General features: G+C 34.5%; 14 protein-coding genes. 11 read left to right on the forward strand and 3 right to left on the reverse strand.

All coding sequences use genetic code 11. From position 1 onward, the window contains the following. Positions 1-9: 9 nt before the first annotated feature. Together M3627_RS06985 and M3627_RS06990 are read left to right on the forward strand one after the other, a co-directional pair. Positions 10-1,134, forward strand: coding sequence for a glycosyltransferase family 2 protein (locus tag M3627_RS06985; protein WP_251553422.1), 1,125 nt, complete (start codon positions 10-12; stop codon positions 1,132-1,134). Between the two features lie 34 nt (positions 1,135-1,168). Then, the gene (locus M3627_RS06990; protein ID WP_251553423.1) at positions 1,169-1,660 is read left to right on the forward strand and encodes a glycosyl-4,4'-diaponeurosporenoate acyltransferase CrtO family protein; all 492 of its coding nucleotides are present in this window, start codon (positions 1,169-1,171) and stop codon (positions 1,658-1,660) included. A 74-nt stretch (positions 1,661-1,734) separates the two neighbouring features. Here M3627_RS06990 and dhaK read toward each other — a convergent pair whose 3' ends face one another. Beyond that, entirely contained in the window at positions 1,735-3,486 is a 1,752-nt protein-coding gene (gene dhaK / locus M3627_RS06995) for a dihydroxyacetone kinase subunit DhaK (RefSeq protein WP_251553424.1), read from the reverse strand. A gap of 171 nt (positions 3,487-3,657) precedes the next feature. Here dhaK and M3627_RS07000 point away from each other — a divergent pair, with 171 nt between their 5' ends. The 3 genes from M3627_RS07000 (at position 3,658) to M3627_RS07010 (ending at position 8,338) form a co-directional block, all read left to right on the forward strand. After that, positions 3,658-4,881 carry a DUF819 family protein gene (locus M3627_RS07000; protein ID WP_251553425.1) on the forward strand — a complete coding sequence of 408 codons (1,224 nt, stop codon included), beginning with the start codon at positions 3,658-3,660 and terminating at the stop codon, positions 4,879-4,881. Positions 4,882-5,507: 626 nt separating this feature from the next. After that, positions 5,508-6,689 (forward strand): NupC/NupG family nucleoside CNT transporter, encoded by a 1,182-nt coding sequence (locus M3627_RS07005; RefSeq protein ID WP_251553427.1) that lies wholly within the window; start codon positions 5,508-5,510, stop codon positions 6,687-6,689. 401 nt (positions 6,690-7,090) lie between these two features. Beyond that, positions 7,091-8,338, forward strand: coding sequence for a dicarboxylate/amino acid:cation symporter (locus tag M3627_RS07010; protein ID WP_251553428.1), 1,248 nt, complete (start codon positions 7,091-7,093; stop codon positions 8,336-8,338). Positions 8,339-8,413: 75 nt separating this feature from the next. On the opposite strand, the gene M3627_RS07015 is transcribed toward M3627_RS07010, so the two are convergent. Then, a complete protein-coding gene (locus M3627_RS07015) occupies positions 8,414-9,418 on the reverse strand; it encodes a nucleoid-associated protein (protein WP_169361014.1) in 1,005 nt (334 codons plus the stop codon). 232 nt (positions 9,419-9,650) lie between these two features. Between M3627_RS07015 and M3627_RS07020 the strand changes: the two genes are divergently transcribed. Next, the gene (locus M3627_RS07020) at positions 9,651-10,556 is read left to right on the forward strand and encodes an HNH endonuclease (RefSeq protein ID WP_251553429.1); all 906 of its coding nucleotides are present in this window, start codon (positions 9,651-9,653) and stop codon (positions 10,554-10,556) included. Positions 10,557-11,328: 772 nt separating this feature from the next. Here M3627_RS07020 and M3627_RS07025 read toward each other — a convergent pair. After that, entirely contained in the window at positions 11,329-12,267 is a 939-nt protein-coding gene (locus tag M3627_RS07025; protein WP_251553430.1) for a helix-turn-helix transcriptional regulator, read from the reverse strand. Between the two features lie 250 nt (positions 12,268-12,517). Here M3627_RS07025 and M3627_RS07030 point away from each other — a divergent pair, with 250 nt between their 5' ends. The 5 genes from M3627_RS07030 to M3627_RS07050 all read left to right on the forward strand — a co-directional run bounded on the left by M3627_RS07030 (position 12,518) and on the right by M3627_RS07050 (position 16,951). Beyond that, complete coding sequence (locus M3627_RS07030) at positions 12,518-13,009, forward strand: cysteine hydrolase family protein (protein WP_251553431.1); 492 nt, start codon at positions 12,518-12,520, stop codon at positions 13,007-13,009. 572 nt (positions 13,010-13,581) lie between these two features. Then, complete coding sequence (locus M3627_RS07035; protein WP_169361016.1) at positions 13,582-14,034, forward strand: hypothetical protein; 453 nt, start codon at positions 13,582-13,584, stop codon at positions 14,032-14,034. Between the two features lie 23 nt (positions 14,035-14,057). Then, the gene (locus M3627_RS07040) at positions 14,058-14,927 is read left to right on the forward strand and encodes a tetratricopeptide repeat protein (RefSeq protein ID WP_251553432.1); all 870 of its coding nucleotides are present in this window, start codon (positions 14,058-14,060) and stop codon (positions 14,925-14,927) included. A 4-nt stretch (positions 14,928-14,931) separates the two neighbouring features. Continuing rightward, a complete protein-coding gene (locus M3627_RS07045; RefSeq protein ID WP_251553433.1) occupies positions 14,932-16,200 on the forward strand; it encodes an AAA family ATPase in 1,269 nt (422 codons plus the stop codon). A 145-nt stretch (positions 16,201-16,345) separates the two neighbouring features. After that, positions 16,346-16,951, forward strand: a complete 606-nt coding sequence (locus M3627_RS07050; protein ID WP_251553434.1) for a YitT family protein — start codon at positions 16,346-16,348, stop codon at positions 16,949-16,951. Positions 16,952-17,054: the final 103 nt, after the last annotated feature.

The raw sequence follows: 17,054 nt of genomic DNA on the forward strand, positions 1-17,054 counted from the left end.
GGTGGGCTAATGTTAGAGATGCTTTTTATGATTATAGTAGCTTTTCTCATCGTGACGATGGTCTGTGGCGTTCTAATGCTTTGGAAAATCCCGGTACCGAGACAAACAAAAGAAGAGCTATTTGAAAACCCTTCTATAACAGTTATCATTCCAGCAAGAAATGAAGAAGGTCGCTTACAGCCATTGCTAGAATCATTACAAAAACAGTCTCTAAAGCCGAAGGAAATTATTGTTGTTGATGATGAATCCACTGACAGGACAGTACAAATTGCGAAAGAATTTGGAGGCAGGGTTATACAAACCCATGAGGGAGACCTTAGCTGGAAGGGAAAATCTGCCGCTTGCTGGATTGGCTCAAAGGCTGCAACTGGAGATTGGTTATTATTTTTAGATGCTGACACAAGGATGGAAAACGAGAATAGCTTAAAAACATTAGCTTTAAACTATCAGTCACAAAAAGAGAGAGGTATTTTATCAGTCCAGCCTTATCATAAGGTTAATAAGCTGTATGAAAACTTTTCTGCCATTTTTAATATTATTGTGATAACTGGCATGAATGTCTTTACTGTGTGGAGTACTCGATTGGAAAGTGCAGGCGCATTTGGTCCCTGTATTTTAACCGCTCGAAAGGACTATATGGATGCTGGAGGACATTTCGTTGTTGGTGAAGCGATTATGGATGATTTTGAGCTTGCAAAGGCTTTTAAAAAAATTGGTATACCAGTGCGGTGTATTAGCGGTAGAGGAGTACTTAACTTTCAAATGTATCCGGAAGGCATGAACTCATTAATCGAAGGATGGACAAAAAATTTTGGTACTGCCTCTCGGTCTACACATCCACTTGTAATGTCGTTAATAAGTACTTGGATCAGTGGAAGCTTTCTTCCCATTGCATTACTGATATTAGGATTTTATATTGGTTTTGTCTCATGGATTGCTATTGCCTGTATTTGTTATGTAGGATTTATGATACAAGTCTATTTAATGGCACGCCGTACTGGTAACTTTAGATTTTATGTATTTATAATTTATCCAATATTATTTTTCTTTTTTATTGGAATCTTTTCCTGGTCACTGGTGCGTACAAAGGTGTTTCGTACGGTTACTTGGAAAGGTAGAAAAATAAATGTATAAGGGGAATCCCATACAGCTGGTAGAGTTACCTATAATGGAGACTATTTTAATAGATATAGTCGCATGGGCTTTTTTTCATATAGCTATATCGCTTTGCATGGTGGCTATTCCTTCAAGTAAATTTGAAAATGATAATAATTTATATCGTATTAGAGAATTGGAAAAATCAAATCAGCTATGGTCACGACTTTTCCAAGTTAAAAAATGGAAGCATCTGATACCAGATGGAACAAAAATCATCCAAAAGGGCTTTGAGAAAAAGAGTCTTATAAGTAAAAATAGGGATTACCTTTTCAAGTTTTTAATAGAGTCAAGAAGGGCAGAACTAACCCATTGGCTATCTATCTTACCTTCCATTTTCTTTTTTCTTTGGAATCCTTTGTGGGCAGGATGGGTCATGGTCGTGTATGCCTTATTATTTAATATTCCAATTATAATAGCACAACGGTATAACCGTAATCGATTAGAGAGAATCTTATCTAGTAAGAGAAAAAGCGTAGTAAAAAGAGAAAAAGTATTGAATTGATTACCAATGTAAAAATATAAAGAATATAATTTAAAACGACCTATCCTCCTTATGGAGAGATAGGTCGTTTATAGTTATTTGATAGAGTTGGAAAGCTCTGTAAAGATTACTCCTAACCCATAGGCTCCTGCATCAGGATAACCTAGGCTTCGTTCACCTACTGTGCCTGCTCGTCCCATACGAGCTACAATGTCTTTTGTCTTTTCGGCACCTTCAACTGCAGCAGCAGCTCCTTGTTCAAACGCTATTTTAAATGTTACTTCTGTAGAGACACTATCCATCCAAGACTCTACACAAGGTATTAAAGCATCGATCAGTGTCTTATCTCCAACCTCTGCACCTCGCCCAAAGGAACGTTCTCCAGTAGTTTGAATTCCTTTTACAGCTTCCTGGAGCATGTCAGCGAACTCAGCTATAGACAAGTCATTCTTACCCATTGTGGCTTTTCCAGCCGTTCTAAATGCCGATCCCCAAATAGGTCCTGATGCTCCTCCGCAATATTCCATAATTACTAGGGAACAACTGTGTAAAAACGATCCGATATTTAGGTCTCGCTGCTGGATAATGTCATTCCATTCTCTTTTCAATTGCTTAAAACCTTTAGCCACACTCATCCCAAAATCACCGTCTCCAGCATGGGAATCTAGTTCGCAGAAAGGCACCTCGTTTTGTATAATAACTTCACTCATTTTGTCTATTAAGTAAATCATGTTGTGTAAGGTTAATTTTTCATTCTGTATTACCGCATAGTCTTCATCAGTTTCAGTTTTAAAGGATACTAGCTTGTCTGTCTTTTCCTCTAACACTTCCGTATATTCAATGGGATCAACTGGCCCGTCTACTTTAAAGGCGGGTGTGTCACTAGGTTTTGAAAGTAATTCCTTTAGTTCATCATCTAATTTTAAAAATGTTAGAGAAGCCCCGGCCATATCGATGCTCGTCATATAATTGCCTACGAACATGCGATTCACTTTAATGTTCTTTTGTGATAGTACTCGCGTAACGGAGTTGTTTAACAAGTACAATTCTTGTAAAGGAGTTGCTCCAAAGCCATTTACTAATACTGCAATTTCATCCTCTTCGTTAATACCTAAATCTTTTATAAGGTCAGTGGTCATTCGATCTGCTAGCTCATCCGCAGAAAGCATTTTTTCTCGTTTTATACCAGGCTCTCCATGAATACCTACACCGTATTCTATTTCGTCATCAGCTAATTTAAAGGTTGGTGTTCCTTTTGCAGGCACGGTACAAGATGTGAAAGCGACACCAATGCTTCGTACGTTAGTTGCAGCTTTTTCGGCCACAATTTTGACTTCATTTAAATCTTTACCTTCCGCTGCAGCAGCTCCGGCTAATTTGTGTACAAAAACAGTACCGGCAACTCCTCGTCTTCCTACTGTATACAAGCTGTCTTCTACAGCAATATCATCGTCTACCTTCACATAGTCCACTTGTATACCATCTTCTTTGGCTAAAGCAGCTCCATTTTTAAAATTCATCATATCACCGCTATAGTTTTTGATGATCATTAAAAGACCTTTTTCACCAGCTGTTGCCTTAATAGCTTGGTACACTTGGATTTGAGAAGGGGAGGCAAATACATCTCCGCAAACAGCAGCATCTAGCATGCCTTTTCCTACGAATCCAGCGTGTGCAGGCTCATGTCCGCTACCTCCACCACTAATTAAGCTAACTTTGTTATGATCAATCGTTTTCTTTTTAATAATTTTATACTTCTTTAAAAATTCTAGCTCTGGATGTGCTAGGACTAATCCGTTACACATTTCCATCACCATATTCTCGGGTTGGTTCATAAATTTTTTCATTATGTATAGCTCCTCATTTAATTATCTTCATTGATGTAGCACAGTAAATTATAATACATCCATTAAAAGCTATCCAATGTTTCGATATGGTATATATTTTGAAAATTTAAATATTAATAATATAATAGATTAAATAAATGTATCATGATTAAAGAAAATGAGGAGGAGAATATGGGAAATACATTAATCCAAGCGGATGATACGCTTACACTGTGGGGAATCATTATTATCGTGGCTTCATTAAGTATCTTTTTAGAGCAGAGGTTCAGCTGGGCAGCTAAAATAACTGGAGCCATTATCGCATTATTGATTGCTATACTACTCTCTAATACAGGCATCATACCAACGGAATCAGCTGTTTATGATTCGGTATGGACTATAATTGTTCCTCTTGCTATACCACTGCTCCTTTTTCATGTAAATATCAAGAAGCTATTTAAAGAAAGTGGCAGGCTTTTAATGATTTTCTTAATAAGTTCCATTGGGACTGTTGCTGGAACGATTATTGCATTTTTTATATTAAAGGAACATATACCACTGCTTGATAAGCTAGCTGGAATGTTTAGTGCTAGTTATATAGGAGGTGGAGTTAACTTTGCAGCTATGTCTGCTAAGTTTGAAACACCTGGTGAGCTTGTATCTTCTGCAGTAGTTGCTGATAATTTGAACATGGCACTTTTATTTGTCATCTTAATGATTATTCCTACCATGCAATTTTTCCGTAAAAAGTATAAGACACCTCATATTGATGAGTTAGAATCCCAAGGAAATAATGATAAGGATAATCTAGCAAAGACTTATTGGAAGCCTAAGGAGATATCTCTAAAGGATATAGCTATGTCAGTTGGTATAGCATTTGCATTAGTTATTTTAGCTAAAAAGGTGTCTATATGGTTTGATTCGCTTATTCCTTCGGGAGAAAACGTCAATTTCCTTTTAAACCTATTAAACGGCTTAATAGGAGATCAGTATTTATTGTTAACAACCTTTACTTTCCTTGCACTATTATTATTTCCAAAATTCTTTGATTCTTTAAGAGGTAGCCAAGAAATTGGTACTTATCTTATCCATATTTTCTTTGTTGTAATAGGAATTCCCGCATCCATACCATTAATTATTGATAATGCTCCTTTGTTGTTAGTTTTTGCTTTTATCATTGTAGCTATCAATCTTACTATTTCTTTAGTAGGAGCGAAGGTATTCAAATTCGAATTAGAAGAAACACTGCTAGCTGTAAATGCCAATATTGGCGGACCTACAACAGCTGCAGCTCTAGCAATAGCAAAGGGCTGGAGCAATTTAGTAGGACCAATCTTAATAGTTGGGACACTAGGATATATTATTGGGAATTATGTGGGGACTTTTTTAGGAATTTGGTTTAGCAGTTTTATGTAGGATTATTAAGGTGAAGATATGCGAGCAAACCGTAAAATTTTAAAATATATTGTGGTAATACCTTCCTGATAAACACTGAAATATTGAAGAATATTACTATTAACTTCCATTAGAAAGAGTGAGTTTAATAAAAACTCCTTCTTTCTTTTTTTTGTGGAGAGAAATATGTCCTATATCAGTTTCTATAAAATAGAAATTACTATCAATGTATAGTTCTAAATACACATTTCAATAGAAATTTTAGAATATTGGGGATTTAGTTGTTTTAAAAATTTTAAAATATTAATTATTTGACTAAAATAATATTTTCAATGTAGAATGACAAAACGAGTAAAAGTGCTAGAAGTATCACAGAGGAAGCACAACAAGTAATGTTAAAATATTATTTTGAAAGCGTTTTTGTTTCCTAATTTTAATAGATGATTCGAATCAAATAAGACATTCATTCTATGAAAAAAGAAGTATTTCACAGGATTTTGAAAGCGGTCCCATTAACATTTTCTAAAATTATTTAGAACTTACTCTGTACTTCTTTAGAAAGAGACTTTAGTGCTTTTGCGAACTAACAACATACAACAAGTAATCGTTGTTGAAAATAAAAATAAGAAAAAATTGAGGTAGAGAGAATGTCAATTTTAATTGGAATACTGGGGTTAGTTGTAGTCTTTGGCTTAGCTTATCTAATCAGTAATAATAAGAAAGCAATTAATTATAGAGCTGTTGGAGTTATGTTAGTTCTTCAAGTCGTTTTAACATTAATTATGTTTAAAACTACAATCGGATTAACTGTTATAGAAGGTATTGGGAATGGGTTTACAAAAGTCATTAACATTGGACGAGAAGGAGTTAACTTTGTAGTAGGTGGATGGGTGCCAGAGGGAGGATCCGTATTCTTTATAAATGTATTAGTGATCCTAATCTTTACATCTATGTTACTTTCAGTTTTAACTTACCTACGCGTTCTACCAATTATTATCAAGTATTTAGGTGGATTCTTATCTAAGATTACAGGTTTGTCTCGAGTGAGTACTTTCCATGCAGTAAATAATATTTTCTTCGGTCAATCAGAAGGAATCTTAGCTATCAAATCGCATGTGCTTAAGATGGATAAGAATAAGTTGTTTGTCATGGCAATTACGTCTATGGCATCTGCATCCGCATCAATAATGGGTTCATATATTACGATGCTGCCAGCGAAATACGTTCTAGGTGCTATGGCTTTAAATGCTTTATCAGGTTTAATCATTGGTATAATCATTGCTCCAGATTCTTCGAAAGAAGAGGAGGTTATTGACATCAAGGAAGCATCACAGGCTAAATCCTTATTTGAGTCTATCTCAATGGGTGCTTTAGATGGTGGTAGAGTAGCATTAATCGTTGCTGCTATGCTTGTTGCTTATGTTGGTTTAATGGCGTTAATAGATGCAGGGTTCCAAGCTGCAGTCGGTATCACATTTACTGAAATCTTAGGATATGTATTTGCTCCAATTGCTTGGTTAATGGGTGTTCCTGCAAGCGAGATTTTAATAGCAGGTCAAACGATGGGTACTAAGCTTGCAACAAATGAATTCGTAGCAATGCTACAATTCAGAGATCAAATTCCTAACCTTTCTGAGAAAACAGTTGCGGTAGTTTCTGTATTCTTGATTAGTTTTGCGAATTTTAGTTCTATCGGTATTGTCAGCGGTTCTCTTCAAGCAATCAATGGTGAGAAAGCGTCTATCATTTCAAAACATGGTCTTAAGTTATTAGTCGCTTCTACTATGGTATCTTTCCTGACAGCAACTTTAGTCGGTATCTTTATTTAAATTACATTTTAAATAGCGTCACTCTCTTTATTGGGAATGATGCTATTTTAGTATAAAAGGTTAGTAGGGACAAAGTAAGAACAGGTATTTTTTTCTTAAATCTAGTGAGCTAAAAATTAATTAAGACTTTTTATTATATTAGGATTAGATTAGTTCATTTTGTGGAATATAAAATGAAGTTAAGAAATAATAAAAATTTATTAGCTAAACATGCAATCTAATTTGCCGGGCATTTTATTTTTAGAGAATATCGAATATTTAATCAGAAATACATAATATCATTTGATTAGTACTTAATAGTTTATCTACTCATTCGATTGGAAATACGATTACTCTAAGTTAGCGCAAAGCATAATTCATGCTAATAAGTTTTTTATATAATATTAGTAAAGGGTGATCAGATGAAATTAGCAACTAAGATATTGTGGGCTTTAGTATTAGGTGCAATTGTTGGGGTAATATTAAACATAACCTCGCCAGAGTTATTTGAAAATGCGGATAATTTTTTATTTACCCCATTAGGAACTATCTTTTTAAACTTAATTAAAATGTTGATTGTTCCTCTTGTATTTTTCTCGATTGTAGTTGGAGTTGCCAATATCGGGGATCCTAAATCATTAGGACGTATGGGTGCAAAGGCGATGATTTTCTTTTTATGCACTACAGCTTTGGCAATCTCGATTGGAATTGCTCTAGCATTAATTTTACAACCAGGTAGTAGTGGGAATTTTGAAACAGAGGCAGTAGATTATGAGGCTACAAAAGCACCTCCAGTTTCAGAAACTTTACTTGGCATCATCCCAGCAAATCCAATTGACGCTATGGCTAGTGGTGACATGCTGCAAATCATTTTCTTTGCTGTATTTATAGGCTTAGGGATCAGTTATCTGGGAAGCAAAGTAGAGAGTGTACAGAGATTTATGGAGCAGGCAAATGAACTTATGATGTTTTTAGTTACGCTTGTTATGAAGTTTGCTCCAATCGGAACATTTGGTTTAATCGCATCAGCTGTAGGCAAACAAGGCTTCGATGCTTTAAAGGTAATGTTTATGTATATGGTGGTTGTTCTTCTAGCCTTGGCTGTTCATGCAATAGTTGTCTATGGAGCCTCTTTGAAGTTCTTAGCTAAGCAAAACCCATTAAAGGTTATAAAGGAATACTTGCCTGCTTTAACTGTTGCATTCAGTACTTCTAGCAGTAGTGCAACATTACCCGTCTCTATGGAAATTGCTCAAAAAAGATTAGGTGTACCAAAAGGGATTAGTAGCTTTGTCCAACCCTTGGGTGCGACTATTAATATGGATGGAACGGCAATCATGCAAGGTGTAGCTACAATTTTTATTGCTCAGGTATATGGTGTAGATTTATCATTTATTCAAATGCTTACGGTTGTTCTAACTGCTGTTCTTGCATCGATTGGCACGGCAGCTGTGCCGGGGGCTGGTATGATTATGCTAGCTATGGTTTTGGAGTCTGTTAACTTACCAGTAGAAGGAATCGCATTAATTTTAGGTATTGACCGTTTACTTGATATGACAAGAACGATGATAAATTGTACAGGTGATTTAACTTGTACATTATATGTAGCGGAAAGTGAAAAGAAATATGAAAAGTCGGATGCTGTCCAACCGACAGAGACGATTCAATAATATTGAAAAGGCTGTCTAAGAGATGAACCTACTCACCTCTTAGATAGCCTTTTTTATAAACAACATAGCTTTTCTTTAAAGTTCTTCTTGGAAGTAAATCTTGTAGAATTTTCGATTGGTCACTTCATCATAGCCAACCTCAATCAGCTGTTCAACTTGCTCGATATCTCTAACATTCACTTGTATTTCAATATTAGAATCTAGCTTGATTTTACGCTTATAATTCTTTTCAATCTTAGCAATCGCACTTTCTGAAATAACAGTTTCAAAAGGTTTTACTGAATTTATAATAATATCCTTTTGCACTTGATCCGCTTTTTCAAATACCGTTTCTATATATTCATCTACTTCAAATGCTTCCTCGTTTCTAAAGTAATCGAGTGTCTTGTTAAGAAGTCCAAGCTTTTCTGTATTCGTGAAGCTCTCTTCTTTTACGATATATTTTTTGCACTCTGTAAGAGCAAGACTAGTTTTTTGGAAATGCTCGTCCGCGACTCTAATATTTAAAAAACGTTCCTGCCAGTAAACAACATCTTCCTTTTTCTTCGTTTTCATAAAAACAGCTGGTGGTGCGTCTGCACCCATATCGAGAATTACCGCTATGTTGTTTATTTTTTTTACGTTTATACCATCTACACCGTTTACAATAACTTTTTCTTGATCATTTTTGATGTCTAAATACATTTCTTTTTCATCAATTTTAACGATTGAAATAGCTCTTTTAGCTTCTGTATTCCAAATGCAGTTTTCAAACAGTCCGATAAATAATTCACCGTTTTTAATATTAGGGTGCTGGGACACACTTTGTAAATGAACTGCTATATTCTTGGATTGTTCTAGGAAGCTATTTTTATTTTCAAAGATAGCCTTCACATATGTGTATACTTCGTTTAAGCCTAAATCTGTTTGGTGGAAAAAATCATATTGTTGTTCGAAATCGACCTTGTTAAATGCTAACTGAGTGAACGCCGCTTCTAGCATAACCTCAGGCTGGAGATAAGCTTCGTCACCTAAAATAAGTGAATCTCCTGCATAATGGACTATATATTGATCTAACTTACTTTCGTTTACTTCTAACACTTCGTCACCTTCTAAATTTAATTTCTAGATATTCTACCTTATCATATTATAGTAGTTATTTTCATATATTTTTTCACTTCATTTTGTTATGAATGGAAAGAGCTGTTATATATAGGCTTTTCGAACTTTTATAATAATCTAACTAAAATTGGAAGAGGTATTAACCTACAATATTTTGTTGTTTTTTTGCTATAATATTTGTAATGGTTTATTGGAGAGTAGAGGTATTGATATGAATTTTTATATTGTCATGCAAGGACAAACGTATATAGAAGAAAAACAGCACAGTATTATTTGGTCCAAACAGGTCGATAAGAGTGGGATGCGTCCCCCGTTTTGGGAGCGTATGAAAGAAGTGCAAGCAGGGGACTGTATTTTCCATTATGTAAAAGGTGACATTGTGGCAGTTAGTATTGCTAAAAGAGATTACTACGAAGCAGTTAATCCTTATGACAAGGAATATCTGAAAAAGGGATATCTAGTAGAAACATCTTATGAGGAGTTACATAACCCATTAAGTATTAAGGAACATTTTCATGAGATAGAGTTATTACTTCCAATAAAGTATTCAGCTTTTCAAGAAAATGGGGATGGAAACCAAGGGTACCTTTATCCCTGTAACGAGCTATTGGCCATCAAGCTTCTAGAGTTAATAGCCGAAATGAATGTAAACCTGGAAAAACAAGAACAGCTGGAATTTGCGATTAGTCCAATTCTGTTTAAGGAAAGCAATCGCCTGCTACAAATCATAGCAATAATGGAATCAGAGGCAAAATTAAAAATCCGTAAGGGAAAGCAAAAGTTTAAGCTCGGCCTTTCTTCTATATGGAATAATGAATGTGCTATCTGTAGCATTAATTCACCTGATCTGTTGCATGCCTCACCAGCAAAGCCTTGGAAGGATAGCACAGGGGCAGAAAAACTTGATTCCTTTAATGGAATCTTACTTTGCTATAACCATGATGCATTATATACAAAGGGGTATATTGCATTTGATGGTCAAGGGAGAATCCATATATCTGACCGTATAAAAGAAATAGATTACGATAAATATATGATACATTCTAAAATACGTATCAAACGACAAGAAGAACATAAAAAGTATCTCAAGTGGCATAAGAAAAATGTTTTAAAGTAAGGTTACGTTAAAGTTATTGGCTGAGTTTTGTCTAGGAAAAGCTCATTTTGTTATTCCAAACGATTATAAAAATCTATATAATGTATTGATTCAGTTTAACACCTATAGATCTTTCAAAGACTACGTATGATGAACTCTTAAAATATGCTGTAACAGTTGTCGGGATCTACGTGAAGTAATAGAAGAACCTATTAAGGAAAAATTTAATAGAAAGGGATTTTAAGTAACATGATATAGGGTTTGATGTGGAGAAATTCAACAGAAGGGTGTGGTTGATTGTCATGAGCAGCTTAATAAGTGTCATTATTGCTATATCTATAACCATGCTAGCGGTTTTTATCTATGAATCTTACGGACTTGTGTGGGCTATTATTCTTATAGTAGGAATTCTATTTCTTACCATAGTGGTACCAATGATATACAAGTTAATTTTTACTCGTCAATGACTTTACTGAACAGATTTATGAAAGTTCTCTTCCTAAAAACCTTGATAATAAAGACGGGTTTTATTATGTAGATGGTGATATGAACGAATAACTATAGATCTTTCAAAGGCTACATCTGATGAACTTTTAAAATATGCTGTAACAAATGGTCGGGATTTGCGTGAAGTGTTGTTCCTTAGTTGAACAACACTTTTTTTATTACTTACTATGTTAAAGGTTGAAAAAATTGCACACAAAAATGAGCTAGGATATTTTCTCCTGGCACATTTTACTTTAATCTTGTTTTTTACTAAACCACTCGTTAGTTAAATAAGCTCATTTATTTCCTATACCAAATCACGGTATAAATCACTCAATACTAAAATTCTCTTTTTTATTTCAGCTCTTAACTCTAGGGGTCCAACTACTTTTGCATGCTTTCCCATTTGTATGAAATAGTCTGCCAAAAAGTCTATTTCTGTTTCACTTATTGAACCCTTAATGACTCCATAACCTTTACTGTCTATTGTTATTTGATAATATAGCGAAAGATTAGATTTATATTTTTCTACTCCTTCTGGTGTTAATTCCACAATAAGCTCATACTCTTTTTTTGTTGTTAAAATGTTAATGATATCATTTAAGTTGGTTTCTTTTAGATTCATCTTGTCATTTCTTACACTTAATCCGATCTCTGATATTCGATCGCAACGAAAAAGTCTAAATTCCTTCCTAAGATAACAATACGAAGGACAATACCATCTTCCATACTGAGAAAATAATCCAACTGGTTGAATTTCTCTTTTAACCCCCAAGTAAGAAATCCAAAGCGGCTCATCTCCTATTGCCGCCATAAACAACTCTTTTAATAGGGGACTTTCTTTACTCTGATTATCTATTTTGAAATCAATCTTGTTTTTGATTAAATCAATTTCATCTTTCATCTTTCCGTTTAGGTTCAAATAGAATTTTTTTATGATTGAATTAAATTCCGATTCAAAAGGAAGGCTAATAAAATGTTTTAAAGACAAAAGAGCAAAAAAGATAGAGAAAGTTTCCTCTTTTGTAAAAGAGACAGCAAGTAGATTTTTTTCTTCCAAAACTTGATATCCACCATTAGCTCCTACCTCTGAAATTAATGGAACCCCTAAAATACTTAGTTCTTCTAAATCCCTAAGAATCGTTCTTCTTGAAACATTAAATTCTTTTGCTAATTCAGCTACCTTAAACTTTTTGACTCGATTAATATACAACCTTAATTCATTTAATCTAATTGCCTTACTCAAGATTTTCACCCTTTTGCTAATTGTGTCATCATTTGTCACTATTACATTATATACTGAAGACAGTATTAAATTAATAGAATCTTCACAATTAAATTAGGAGGAATTAAGAATAGAACCATAAAAATGTTTACACATACATACATTGCATTCCACTAACGCGGCCCGCTAAAGGGGGGGATTGGGCTTTGAAAAGCATTTCGAAAAAACAGGAAATATTAAGACATCAGTATATTTATTAGGAGGAAGTATTATGCAGAAAAAAGCTTTAGTAATAATTGATATTCAAAATGACATGACAAAGAATTACAAAGATATCATTGAAAATATCAACAAATCAATTGATTGGGCGGTCGAAAATAATATTCATATTGTTTATATAAGACATGAGAATTTATCACCCGGTACGAGAACTTTTAAAACGGGTACACTAGGTGCCGAATTAGCTTCAGATTTGAAAATAATATCAGAAAATGTTTTTACAAAATATAAAGGAAACGCATTAACAAGTGAAGAATTCACAGACTTTATTAGTAAAAATGAAATAAACGACTTCTACCTCACTGGAGGAGATGCTGTTGTTTGTGTTAAGTCAACTTGCTATAACTTACGTAAGTTAAACTATGGGGTTAGTGTACTATCAGATTGCATTACCAGTTATGATAAGAAGAAAATTGATGGTATGATAGACTATTATGAAAGTAAAGGATGCGAGATAATTTGTTTGAATGACTTATTGATTTAACAATTTTTAGGTCCATTTAATCGTACAAAGGTAGTTTTAGCATACTACTTTACTCCGTTTCTTAAAGTATCTATACGCCGCCCTACTCAATAGTTAAAGAACAATTTATTAATTTGAAGTCAAGCCATAAAATTCATTGAAGGAGAATCGGTGAATACGAGAGGTCTGGTGAATTACCATCCGAACCGATTGTTGGAGGAAAACAAGACAATTTCATAAGAATGATATTTTATGTGGATTAATTTCATTAATAGAGCCTCATGAATGAAATAAATGCGTTCTTCATTTATTAATTGGGGCGACCGACGGCGACTCCATTGGGATGAGGGAGACAGATAAGACATCACAACCACTCGCGGAAGTGATGGCTTATCGCTCACCCTGCGAATAAAGCGTCCGGCTAGCGCGGAAATCAATTCTACTTTCTATTTTAGAGATTTATTAGCTTTCCACTCTTACGAGGGTGGAAAGCTTTTTGTGTTCATGAAAAATGATAGGAAATCATTTGACTTTACAATGGAATAAATAGAAAATTATGTATATACCATAAGCAGGAAGGGAGGAAATACTAAATGGAGGGAGATCTTTATTCTCCTAGTTTATCTGGAGAACAAATAGAGGAAACGAAAAGCTATAATTTATCGAGTTTATTTATCGTAGCGGCTCTTGGGCAGCTTGTAGCGATTAGCGCACTCGGTTTACAGAATGCTATTTGGCTTAAAGTAAAAAGGAAGGTTTTGTATACACTTTTAAGCATAATTTCTGTGTTGTTTATTTTGAAATTTTATTTAATCTATGCCTATACTCATCAAATGATTGATATTGAAAGATCTACATATAGATTAATGGGGAGTGTAATGGCAATTGTATGCTTCGCAGCTGTTTATAATTTGTTAAAGGGCTCATTTAATTTACATGTGTCTACAAAGGGTGATACCAAGTCGCTTGTTGTTCCAGGCACCATTTGGTGTATTACCAGTGTGGCGGTAGAAATGATATTAATCATAACTATTTCTCTAATATAGATGCTGGGGAAGGTGACTACAGAATGATTCAGAAAGAGATGAGCTCATTTGATGTAATAGAACACTATTTTCAGATGGACCGTTATGAGCAGGTTCTAGAAATGCTAGAGGATAATATGGGTGAGCATATTAATAATGAGAAAGCCTGGTATTATCTTGGATACAGTCATTTTCAGCTAAATTCCTTTGATTTAGCTGAAAAAGAAGTGAAAGAAGCTCTACGTTTAGGTATAGATGAGGAATCTGCTTTCCATCTGTTAGGTCTAATCTATTATTCTATGGAAGAGTGGCCGGAGTCTGAAAAAGCATTACTTGAAGCACTTCGATTAAATCCGAATAATGCGGATGTTCATGCTAGCTACGCTTATTTGATGAAAAGTGTAGGTCAAAATAAAAAGGCTTCGAGGTTAATTAGAAAAGCGATTGAATTAGATCCAGAGGACGGACGTATTCAGCGATTACATTATTTAATCGAAGGTGACGAAAAAAAGGAAAAAGATCATTTAGATACCATTCAAACTTATATTAATTCAAATGATAACGAACTGAACAAACTTCTTCACTTAGGGGTAACGGCCAAAAACCGAAACAAAACAAAAGAGGCAGAGGAATATTTTCGCCAGGCATTTGCATTAGATCCGAACAATGAGAAGCTATTAAGGAATCTGCAGGAATTAGAAATTATAAACCATCCGATATTATCTATTAGTCGATGGGCAAATAAAATTGGTATGCACTATACATGGATTGTAGGGATTGGCGTTTCTATTCTCTTGTTTTCGTTAGATTTTGATACTGCAGGAGGAGCTTTATTTTCCTTATACGTGGTTTTTTGTATTTATATATGGGTATCCGAACCAATAGTGAAGTTATTATTAAAGAAGAGAAGGTGAGTAGGTGGAAAAAATAGCTTGGCTCCATCAAATGGTAGAAAAAGAACCAGAGGACCCTCAAGCACATTATTGGCTAGCGAAGGAACAAGCAGAAAATGGGAGTATTTTTGAGGCAGTGCAATCCCTATCTACTGCTCTTTCTTGCTGTGAAGACGATGAGCTTCGAAAGGAAATAATTCAAGAATTATCTATCGTAAGTATGAAATTGAAAGAACCAGTGAGCAATGAAATGGTTGTGACTACTAACGTACAAGAAGATTCGATAGATGTAGAGGAAATGGAAGAAGTAAATGAGGTGCAAATAGTACAAGAAGATTATTTAGTTGATCCAAAAGATAACTTGAGTTTATTAAAGACAAAGTTAAAGGTGATCGATGGAGAGGAGAAGCCTAGGACAGTTCAAAAGAAATCTCACCATGTTACGTTTAAAGATGTTGCTGGGTTAGTGGATCTCAAGAAAACAATCACGCTTCGTATTATTAGTCCTTTTTATAATAAAGGGTTGTTTGCAAAGTTTAAGAAAAAGTCAGGTGGCGGGGTACTGCTTTATGGCCCTCCAGGCTGTGGTAAAACGTTTATCGCAAGAGCAACAGCAGGAGAATGTAAAGCAAATTTCTATCCTGTCCATATAACAGACATCATTGATCCTCACATAGGTGTTAGCGAAAGAAATTTAAAAGGAATCTTCGACAAAGCGCGCTTCCAAAAACCAAGCATTATGTTTTTTGATGAGGTAGATACAATCGGCTTTAGCCGTTCTAAATCCTCTGCCAGTCATAGGGGAATAATCGATACTTTTCTATCTGAAATGGAAGGTATTGATACAAGTACAGATGAAGTACTTGTCATGGCTGCTACTAATACTCCATGGGATGTAGATAATGCACTCAAGCGCCCTGGAAGATTTGACAGACTCATATTTGTTGCACCCCCAGATGAAGAAGCGAGGAAACAAATCTTTCAGCTTAAACTGAGCGATCGGTATGCGGAAAATATTGATGTAGAGCTGTTAGCCCAAAAAACAGAGTTTTTCTCTGGAGCAGATATTGAAAATGTCATAGAAATAGCAACAGAAAACATCCTTTCCGAAATCTTAACAACAGGAAAAGAAAGACCTCTAAACACAGATGATATGCTTGAGGCATTAAACAATCAGCAGCCTTCCACATTGGATTGGCTACGAACAGCCAAGAATTATGTCCGTTATTCTAATCAGGGTGGATTATATAACGACATAGAAAAGTATCTCCAAAAGCATAGTCGAAGTATATAAACTGGTTTATAATAATTTATTTAAAAAAGAAGGTTAGTAGTGTTTAGATGCTACTAACCTTCTTTTTGTTGAGCACAAATAATTTAGACATGTTGTCCTCCTACTGTACATAAATTAAGTACATATCCAGACAATGGAGGTCCATATGTATTTATTTAAAAAGGGATTAGTAATTATCTTTGGTAGTATTTTTATCGCACTTGGAATAAATATATTTTTAGTACCCTATGAGATATTAGACGGTGGAGTAATAGGTATAGGGTTAATCTTAAATTATTTATGGGGTTTTAAAACAGGTGCTACTATTATATTTTTTAGTATTCCCATATTTGTAATCGCTTGGTTTAAATACCGTGAGTATTTCTATAATAGTTTGCACGGAATGATTATTTCTTCTTTTTTTATTGATTTACTTAAACCATTCAGTACAATAGTAGTTTTCGATTCTGTTCCAAGTGCTATAGTCGGTGGTTCGATGGTAGGCATCGGGATAGGTTTCATGCTTAGGTACCGGACAAGTACAGGAGGAACAGATTTAATCGCGCAGTTTATAAGTGCCAAAACAGGTGTAAATGTAGGGATTAATATCTTTGTAATCGATTCATTAGTATTGGTAGTGGGAGGACTTTTACTTTCCATGGATTCTTTTTTACTCTCAATCATGACTATATTATCAGTGGCAATGACTACAAGTCTAATTGCTAGAAAGACAATGTCTAAGCCGATATCCAAGGAAAGTGTAGTACATTAGATTTATCTAAGGTTTTTCTTTCTAGTGCTAATATGCTTTTATTAATCAAAATCACGATAAAAATTCAATAACATATATCTGAATATTAAATAAATTGATAGAA

Source organism: Psychrobacillus sp. MER TA 171 (assembly GCF_023713305.1).
Lineage (GTDB): Bacteria > Bacillota > Bacilli > Bacillales_A > Planococcaceae > Psychrobacillus.

Bases quoted from the DNA above. Each gene is read 5' to 3' on its own strand.
- M3627_RS06985 (WP_251553422.1), top strand. From the start codon at position 10: ATGTTAGAGATGCTTTTTATGATTATAGTAGCTTTTCTCATCGTGACG.
- M3627_RS07005 (WP_251553427.1), top strand. From the start codon at position 5,508: ATGTCAATTTTAATTGGAATACTGGGGTTAGTTGTAGTCTTTGGCTTA.
- M3627_RS07040 (WP_251553432.1), top strand. From the start codon at position 14,058: ATGATTCAGAAAGAGATGAGCTCATTTGATGTAATAGAACACTATTTT.
- M3627_RS06990 (WP_251553423.1), top strand. From the start codon at position 1,169: ATGGAGACTATTTTAATAGATATAGTCGCATGGGCTTTTTTTCATATA.
- M3627_RS07035 (WP_169361016.1), top strand. From the start codon at position 13,582: ATGGAGGGAGATCTTTATTCTCCTAGTTTATCTGGAGAACAAATAGAG.
- M3627_RS07050 (WP_251553434.1), top strand. From the start codon at position 16,346: ATGTATTTATTTAAAAAGGGATTAGTAATTATCTTTGGTAGTATTTTT.
- M3627_RS07030 (WP_251553431.1), top strand. From the start codon at position 12,518: ATGCAGAAAAAAGCTTTAGTAATAATTGATATTCAAAATGACATGACA.
- M3627_RS07010 (WP_251553428.1), top strand. From the start codon at position 7,091: ATGAAATTAGCAACTAAGATATTGTGGGCTTTAGTATTAGGTGCAATT.
- dhaK (WP_251553424.1), bottom strand. From the start codon at position 3,486: ATGAAAAAATTTATGAACCAACCCGAGAATATGGTGATGGAAATGTGT.
- M3627_RS07000 (WP_251553425.1), top strand. From the start codon at position 3,658: ATGGGAAATACATTAATCCAAGCGGATGATACGCTTACACTGTGGGGA.
- M3627_RS07020 (WP_251553429.1), top strand. From the start codon at position 9,651: ATGAATTTTTATATTGTCATGCAAGGACAAACGTATATAGAAGAAAAA.